At 64.7% G+C, this 8530-nt stretch carries 5 protein-coding genes; all 5 read right to left on the bottom strand.

The annotated features are described in order from the left end of the window. Positions 1–1832, bottom strand: a 1832-nt coding sequence (locus H5T60_08245; GenBank protein MBC7242419.1) for a tetratricopeptide repeat protein, incomplete at its 3' end; no start/stop codon positions are given. Then, the gene (locus H5T60_08240) at positions 1829–5395 is read right to left on the bottom strand and encodes a tetratricopeptide repeat protein (GenBank protein MBC7242418.1); all 3567 of its coding nucleotides are present in this window, start codon (positions 5393–5395) and stop codon (positions 1829–1831) included. The genes H5T60_08240 and H5T60_08245, both read right to left, overlap by 4 nt. Before the next feature lie 160 nt (positions 5396–5555). After that, a complete protein-coding gene (locus tag H5T60_08235) occupies positions 5556–6500 on the bottom strand; it encodes a 4Fe-4S binding protein (GenBank protein MBC7242417.1) in 945 nt (314 codons plus the stop codon). A gap of 165 nt (positions 6501–6665) precedes the next feature. Further along, positions 6666–7649 carry a thioredoxin-disulfide reductase gene (trxB, locus tag H5T60_08230; GenBank protein ID MBC7242416.1) on the bottom strand — a complete coding sequence of 328 codons (984 nt, stop codon included), beginning with the start codon at positions 7647–7649 and terminating at the stop codon, positions 6666–6668. Between the two features lie 88 nt (positions 7650–7737). Continuing rightward, a partial coding sequence (locus H5T60_08225) for a hypothetical protein (protein ID MBC7242415.1) occupies positions 7738–8530 on the bottom strand: 793 nt, incomplete at its 5' end.

Genomic DNA, 8530 nt, shown 5'->3' with positions numbered 1-8530 from the left:
CGCGCCCGCCGCAGGGCCATGGAGAAAATGTCCAGGGCCTTCTGATATTCCCCCTGATGATGGTACGTAACCCCAATGCTGTTGAGCACGGTGGCCATCCCCAGGGGATTGCCGACCCTCTCCCAGATGGCCAGCGCTTCCTCGAAATGATGCCGCGCGCCGGCGGTATTGCCCGATGCTCGCAGGAGCACCCCCAGATCACTGTGGGTTTGTGCCAAGTTGGGCAGATAGCCGGCCTGCTGATATAACTCCAGGGCCTTGCGAAGCTCCTGAATGCCCTTGCCGATCTCGCCCATCTGATAATGGCACAGACCGACGTTGCGGTAGGCGCCGGCAAGCGTGAGAGCCGCCGAAGCACGTATTTCCTCGGGAAGGGTTTGCAGACGTTCCAGCGCACCGCGTGAGGCCTCTAACGCCTCCGCATAACGCCCCCGCACGCGCAGGACCGCGCTTTTCTCAATCAACGCCTGGGCCGCCCCCACAGGATCATGTATTCGCTCAAACGCCAGACGGGCTCGATCCGCGAACTGAATGGATTCGTGCACCTTGTCCTGGGTCCAAAGGATCTTGGCCATGAACCAGGCCAGTCGGGGATATTGGTCGAGAATGTCCCCCGGCAGGGCATTTAACCAGTGCTGCAGGGTCTCAATGCGGCCGGCATCATACATTGGGGCGGCGATCTCCTCGATGACGCGCGCCGCGTCGTCGTAGGTGCCGGCCTCCAGGTAGTGATGGATGGCCTCGGTCTTATCTCCCTCTTGTTCCAGCAAGCGAGCCGCCCGAAGGTGGAGCGCCAGCTCGGTGCCGGCGGAGCGCTCCCGCAGTTTCTCCTGCAGGAACTCGCGGAACAGGCGATGGTAGCGGTACCAGACCTGCCCCTCCTCCTCCACCCGGATGGTGAACTGGTTGCGAGCTTCCAGGTCTTCCAGTAGCGCCTGGCTGTCGGAGCGGCCCAGCAGTGCGTCGCAGATAGAAGGGCTGAGCACCCGCAGGATGGAGGTCTGGAGCAGGAACTCCTGGCGGGCAGGATCCAGGCGGTCCAGCACCTCCGACGCCAGGTAGTTGTACAGACTGCCGGCCCCTTCCTGGGCTTGCACCAGGTCGCCGATCAGCCCCTGCCACATGCGGTGATGCGTCAGGAGAATAGCGGTGATCCAGCCCTCCGATTCGCGTGCCAGGGCTTCGGCCTGCTCTGGGGTAATCTCCTGGCCGTAATTCTGCCGGATCAGTTGTTGGATTTCCTCCGGCGTGAAGCGAAGCTGATTGACGCCGAGACCCACCACCTGTTGACGGGCAACCAAGAGGGCCATGCCGCGCGGCGTCAGTGTGGGGATGGTGCGGGAGGCGATGACCAGCCGGCAGTTTTCCGGCTGACGGCGCAGAAAGGCGTCCAGCAGGAGATTGATGGAGACACTGTCATCAATCAGGTGATAGTCATCCAGCACGACCATGAAGAAGTCGGGGATGTTCCGCACGATGTCGTTGACCAGCAGGCCGGCGAAGGCTTCCGGATTGAACTCCCCGCCCCAGCCGGCCAGGGCACGCCGAGTCTCCGCCATGCTCCCCGGGAACGCCCGTTCGATGCTGGCGATGAGATATTCCAGAAAGACCCGCGGGTCACGATCCGTCTCATCCAGGGTGTACCAGCAGATGGGGAAATCCACGTCGCTGGCGAAGTCTACCAGCAGGCTGGTCTTGCCGTAGCCGGCGGAGGCGGAGACCAGGATGAGCTGGCGGTCCAGATGCTCATATAAGAAATTGAGCAGTCTCTCCCGCCGCAAAATATGCTTTCTGCGTTTGGGAAGCAGGATTTTGGTCTGGATCAGCGTCATCGGAAGACCACCTTGCCGCAGTCCTTCTCCGCGGGATCACCTGTTTCCTGCAGGAGCCGGCGCACTTCATCCGCATCTCGCTCCGCGCCCAGCTCCTCAAAGACCTGCAGTGCTTCTCCCCACAGCCGCCGGCCTTCTTCCCGGCGGCCCAGTTTCACCAGCGCCTGGCCCAGGCAGTTCCGCGCGCGGTATTGTTCCAGCCGGTTTCCCAGGTCGGCAAAGCCGGCGGCACTGCGTTCCAAGGAATCGAGGGCACGCGCGGCATCCCCTCGCCAGAGGGCCAATTTGCCCTCGGCTCGCGCCGCCAGCGCCAGCACGTAGCAGGTACCGCCCTCTTCGGCCAGATGCCGGGCCTGTTCCACATGCTGTTCGGCGCGCTCGGGATCGCCGGCGCTCAGCCATCCCTCCGCCAACAGGCAGTGCGCCTCCACCTGCTGTTCGATGGAGCCGGACTCCTCCGCCACCCGCAGAGCCTCCTCCCCATAGCTGACACCATCCGCCCAGCGCCCTTCCAGCAGGTAGACATGGGCCAGGTTGGCCAGCGCGGAGGCCAGCAGGTTGGCATTGCGGATTTTACGGGCGATTTCCAGGGCCTGCAGGAGATACTGGCGCGCCCTGTCCAGATCCCCGCGGTCCTTATACGCCATGCCCAGGTTGTTGAAGGAAATGCCCACGCCCTCCACATCGCCGATCTGCTGTTTGAGCGCCAGGCTCTTTTCGGCGTACAGGATGCCGCGCTCCCAATCGCCGCCGGCCATATAGATCACCGACAGGTTGTTATACGACATGGACAGGCCGTAGGTATAGCCGATGCGCTCGCGCAGTTCCAGGCCCTTGCGCGCATATTCCGCCGCACGTTCCCAATCGCCCAGTTGATAGCTGACGCCGGCCATGCGGTTGTACACCGCGGCCAGGTCCTGCCAGTTATCCGAGGGCTCCAGGATAGCGAGCGCCCGCATCATCCATGTCCACGCCTCATCCGCCAGCCCCTGGCGGAACGCCACCCATCCCAGGTCGCTGTACACCCGCGCCCGCTCCTGCTCGGCATCCTGAGATGTACTGCCATCCAGCAGTTCCAGCGCCGCGTGGAGCAGGGAGCTTGCCTGTGGGTAACTCCCCTGGCGCTCCTCGACGCGCGCCATCCGGCGGAGGATGCCGGCCTGCTCTGCCGGCGTCAGGCCCGCCGCCGGCGAGCCGGCCAGCGCGTGGGCCTGCTGGTAGGCCTGCCGGGCGGCTTCATACGCGCCGAGGAAACCCTCCGCATCCCCCATCCCCACCAGGACAGCGACCCGCTGGGCCGGCGTCGCGCCGGCGGCATCCGCCAGCTCCCAGGCTCGCTGGTAATATGCACGCGCCTCACGGTTGGCATAGCGCGCGGATGCCTGCTGGCCGGCCAGGATGGCATAATGGAACGCCCGCGCCGGCTCCTCCCCCAGGTAGAAATGATGGGCCAGCAGTTCCACCTGCTCCGCGAGCCGGTCGGCATACAGCCGCTCGATGGCCTGTCCCACGGCGCGATGCAGGGCCTGCCGGCGCTTCTTCAGCAGGGTATCGTACACCGCTTCCTGGGTCAGGGCATGGGAGAAGGTGTAGCGTTCTTCCGCCGTATCCGCTTCCGGGAAAATCAGCCCGCGCTGTCCGAGCAGGTGCAGGTCGCGGGACAGCTCTGCCGGCACTTCCACTACCTCCGCCAGCAGTCGCTGGGAGAATGATCTGCCGATCACCGAGGCGCACTGCAGGACGTGGCGGGCGCGCTCCTCCAGCGTATCCACACGCGCCAGGATGAGGCCGCGCAGGGTGCGCGGGACATCCTCCAGGCCGGCGGTATCTCCCTCGGCCTTCCAGCGGCCGGCAGAGTCCTGCACCAGCAGGCGTCGGTCCATCATCATGCGCACAAACTCTTCCAGGAAGAAGGGGTTGCCCTCCACCCGGCTGACGATGATCTGCCGCCACTCGGCCGGCAGTGCCGGCGCGTCCAGAAGCTCGTCGAGCAGGCGTTCGACCTCGGCCGGCGGGAGTGGGCCGAGGTGCAGGGGCAGGAAGCGTTCGGGAATTCGCTCCTGGGCCTGCGCCGATATCTCCCGCGCCGCATTTCCTTCATCTGCCCGGGAAATGGCATAAAAAATGAGCGGCACGGTCGGCACCAGGCCCATCAGGAACAAGAGCACATCCAGCGATGGACGGTCTATCCAGTGCACATCATCGAGGATGAAGAGCAGGGGCCGGCGCTGTGCCGCGTGCGTCCACAGCTCGCGCAGGGCGAGCAGAGTTTGCTGTTGCAGTTCGGCCGGCGTCAGATGAACGATGCGCGGCGCGTACGATTCCGGTACTGCCTCCGGGGAAAGCAGGTTGAGGATGTAGGGCAGAGCGGAACCGGCAGCCGGCCCCATCAGCTCTTCCAGCCGGCCGGCCACCCGATGGTACATAGCACTGCCGCCCTCTCCTTCTCCCAGGCCAAAGTACCCGCGCAGTAGCTCCCGCGTCAGCCACCAGCCAATGCCGGCCGTGTGCGACAGCGCACCAGCGCGGATAATCTCCACGTCGCGGCCGGCCAGCCCGGCGAGCAGTTCACTGGTCAGGCGAGATTTCCCAATGCCGGCCTCCCCGGTCAGGAGGATAAAGCCGCCCTCCCGGGCGGTGATCCAGCCCTCGAGGGTCTCTTTGAGCTGGGCAAACTCCCTCTGCCGGCCGATAAGCGGCGCTTCCAGCCCGCGGATGCCGCGCTGGCGCCCTTTCTGGGCGCGCTCCCCCAGCAGACGATAGGCCCGTACCGGCTCTGTTTTGCCCTTCAGCCGCAGGTCCCCCACCAGCGCATACGCGAACAGCGGCTCGGTGGCGCGGAACACATCCTCGCTGACCAGTATCTCACCCGGCTCCGCCGCCTGCTGGAGCCGGGCGGCCACATTGACCGCATCCCCCATGACCGTGTAATCCAGCCGCAAGTCGGAACCCAGCCCCCCGACGACGACTTCGCCGCTGTTCAGGCCGATACGGCACTTCAGCTCGACGTGATAGCGGCCGGCGATAGTGCGGTTCATGCGATCCAGCGCGTTCTGCATCCCGATAGCAGCACGCACAGCGCGCTCCGGGTCATCCTCATGCGCGACCGGCGCGCCGAAAATAGCCATGATGCCGTCGCCGGTGAACTTGTCCACCGTGCCCTCATAGCGGTAGATCTCCTCCACAAAGGCGCGCAGGACCTCATCCATGAGCTGATACACATCCTCCGGGTCCAGCCGCTCCGAGATGGAGGTGAAGCCGCTCAGGTCAGCGAAGAGCACGGTGACCATGCGGCGCTCGCCGCGCAGGTGTTCGGCCTGATGGAGCATCTTTTCCACCAACTGCGCCGGCATTAAGCTCTGGAGCCGGCGCAGTTGATCCGCCGGCGCCCTCCCCAACTGCGCGCTGGCAAGATGCGCCCCGCAGTTGCCGCAGAATTTGAACCCCGGGGGATTCTCAAAGCCGCAGGCCGGGCAGAGATTGGCCAGGGGCGCAGCACATCGCTCGCAGTAGCGCACATCCGCTGGATTATCGTGTCCGCACTGGCCGCAAACGCGTGACATCCCGTTCCCCAGAGGCATTACCCGACATGAAAAAGGCGCTCAAGACAGCCTGTCCTTCGCGCCTTTGCGAAAAGGTGCATCGTGTGCCTCTTCCATCCTGGGTTGATATTGTCCATCGCACGTATTATATATCATGCTGTGAGTGTACCGCAACCCCCTGTCATCTTCCATCTGACAGCAGGGACAGGATTTCCAGCGGCTCGCCCTTCGCCGGCTCCCGCTCCAGCCGCAGGATATGCGACGGACAGCGGCCCACACATACCCCGCATCCCATACAGCGCTCTTCCATCACCCACGCTCTGCCGTCCCGCATCTCGATGGCCTGGAAGGGACATACCGCCGCGCATTCGCCGCAGCCGGCGCACTCCTCTTCCGCCCGCTGTCGAGCGACGTATCCCGAGGACGCCAGCATGGGCACGCCGGCGCGCGCCGCCTGCATGGCGCCGCAACAGCAGGAACAGCAGTTGCAGATGGCATAGAAGCGTCCCAGCATGGCATCTTTGAAAAAGGCGTGATGCACATGGCCGCGCGCATGCTCCGCCTCCAGGATGTCCTCGGCCTCCTGCCGGCTGATGAAACGGGCGCGGCGCGGATGATGTTCCACGACGAAGCTGGCAAAAGGCTCCCCGACGATGAGACATACATCCAGCGGCAGGCACGGATTAGGGCGAGAGACACGGCAGGGGCAGTCCAGCACCGCAATGTGATCCGGGTTCTTGAGCACGATATCGCGCGCCATGGCATAGGGGATGATATGCTCCAACGCCGGCAGATTCACCTCCTGCTGGACCATGATGAGCTGGCGCGCTGCCGCCGGCGGCACGACCTTGCCGTGATAGGTGTGCGCAAATCCCGGCGAGCCTGCCGGCGCCGCGTGTCGCTGTGCCTGGCGCGTGAGCAGGTCCCCCACCCGGCGCACCAGCGGCGCGAGCCGGCGGGCGATCCAGTGCTCGCCGGTGGCGATGCCGATGTACAAATAGGGCCAGCGCCCGTACACGTACCCATGGAGAAAATCGAAGAGGGAATAGCCAGAAGTACGCCGGCCTTCCTCCCAGAAGGCGCGCGTCGAAGGGCGGATCAGCCGGGGAAACCGGAGCCGGGACATTCTACCTCCTGAACAGGGCCGAAAGTGCCAACCAGCCGCCCCACCATCTTAACAGAAATGCCGGCCTGGTGCAAGCCGGCCGGCACATGCACGTGTCCGGAATGAAAAAAGGCATGGGCTTTATTCGGCCCATGCCTTTCAACCGCTCAACCGCTGGCGGATGAGCTATTCTTCGAGTTTGGCGAGATAGCGCTCCGCCTCGATGGCGGCGGCGGCGCCGGTGCCGGCGGCGATCACTGCCTGCTGGAAGTCGGGGCTCTGGACATCGCCGGCGGCGAACACCCCCTCGATATTGGTGTGCTGACGCTTGTCCGTGATGATGTAGCCGTTGGCATCCAGCTCGATCTGGCCGCGGAAGATCTCCGTGTTCGGTTGCATGCCGATATATTCGAACACCCCGTCCACCGGCAGGATAGAAACCTCGCCGGTCTTCACGTTGCGCAGTTTCAGACCAGTCACGTGGTCCTCACCCAGCACCTCTTCGACCACGGTGTTCCATATGAAGGACATCTTCGGATTGCGGAAGGCGCGCTCCTGCAGGATCTTCTCGGCGCGCAGTTGATCGCGGCGGTGGATGACATATACCTGTTTGGCCAGGCGGGCCAGATACAAGCCCTCGTCCAGGGCGCTGTTGCCGCCGCCGATGACCGCCACCGTTTTGTCGCGATAGAAATAGCCGTCGCATGTGGCGCAGAAGGAAATGCCCCGGCCGATGAATTTGTCCTCACCGGGGACGAACAGCCGGCGGGGCGTCGCCCCCGTGGCGATGATGACCGTCCGTGCCTTGATGGTCCGGCCATAAGTCTTCACAACGAACGGCCGCACCGAGAAATCCGCCTCAATGGCGAGGTCATGCTCCAATCGGGCGCCGAATTTCACCGCCTGCTTCTGCACCAACTCCGCCAGGTCCACCCCACCGATACCGTCGGGGAAGCCCGGGTAGTTTTCCATCATCTCGGTCATGGCGGCCTGCCCACCCAGTGCATTGCCCACGATGACCAGGGGGTTCAGTCCGGAGCGGCCGGCATACATCGCCGCCGTGAAGCCGGCGATGCCGCCCCCCAGTATCACCACATTCTCGACCTCGGGAACCCCTTCCTCCGGGGCGCTTTCCTCCGCCGTCGGCCGCAGGCTGAATTCCAGTTCCATTCCTCGCTCCTTTTGCCCTGTGCGTGATATCCGTATACCCATATGGGGTATACACAGTATAGCCCACACCCAGGGGAATGTCAAATTTTCAGGACACGATCCGCACGCGCACGGCCTGCAGACGCTGGCCCAGGTTCGTCATCAGCAGGAACGGCACCGCCGGCCCCTGCGGCAGGGCCTCGCGCGGCAGGAGCGCCACCGCGACCGGATATTCCCATATGGAGCGCAACTGCCGGCCAGTGCCGGTCGGTCTCTGCGCCGGCGGAGCCAGACGCGCGATCACAATGACCTCATTGCGCGCCGTGCGCGCCGCCCCCACCACTTCGAACTGCCACTGCTCCGCCGGCATCGGCCCCAGGTAGGCCTCCACCACCACGTAATTGGCCCAATCAATGGAGACCGACGCCGGCGATGGTGTCTGCGGCCGCAGGCCCGGCAGGAGTTGGCGCAGGCTCCGCAGTAGCGGCTGGCCTGGCCCCTCGCGGGTCTTCAGCGCCGGCAGTGGATGGGCCTGCTCCCATTCCTGCGCGGAGGTGAAGACGCGGAAATAGGGTTTTGCGCTGGTCGGCGCCAGCTCCCCGAGCGAAAGGGGGCTTGTCGGGATAGCATCACCAAAGGTCAGCCAGACAGTGCGGGTTTCGCCCGCCGGCGCCTCCTGGGCGACGATGAAGACACCCCTGGCCAACGAGGAAGCCGGCGCCGGGCTCAGCGAGACATTGAAACGGCCGTCAGCGCCCGGCCGGGCCTCCGCCAGCCAGACGATATCCTCGCGACCGGCGTCCTGCTCCCTCCACCCCAACAGTACTTTCGCCCCGGCCGGCCAGTCGAACCCCTGCACCTGTATTATCTCCCCGGGCTGTATCACCCAGGGCTGGAGGCGG

The organism is Anaerolineae bacterium, from assembly GCA_014360855.1.
In the GTDB taxonomy this organism is placed as follows: Bacteria; Chloroflexota; Anaerolineae; order JACIWP01; family JACIWP01; genus JACIWP01.
This window is presented reverse-complemented; position numbering and strand designations above follow the sequence as displayed.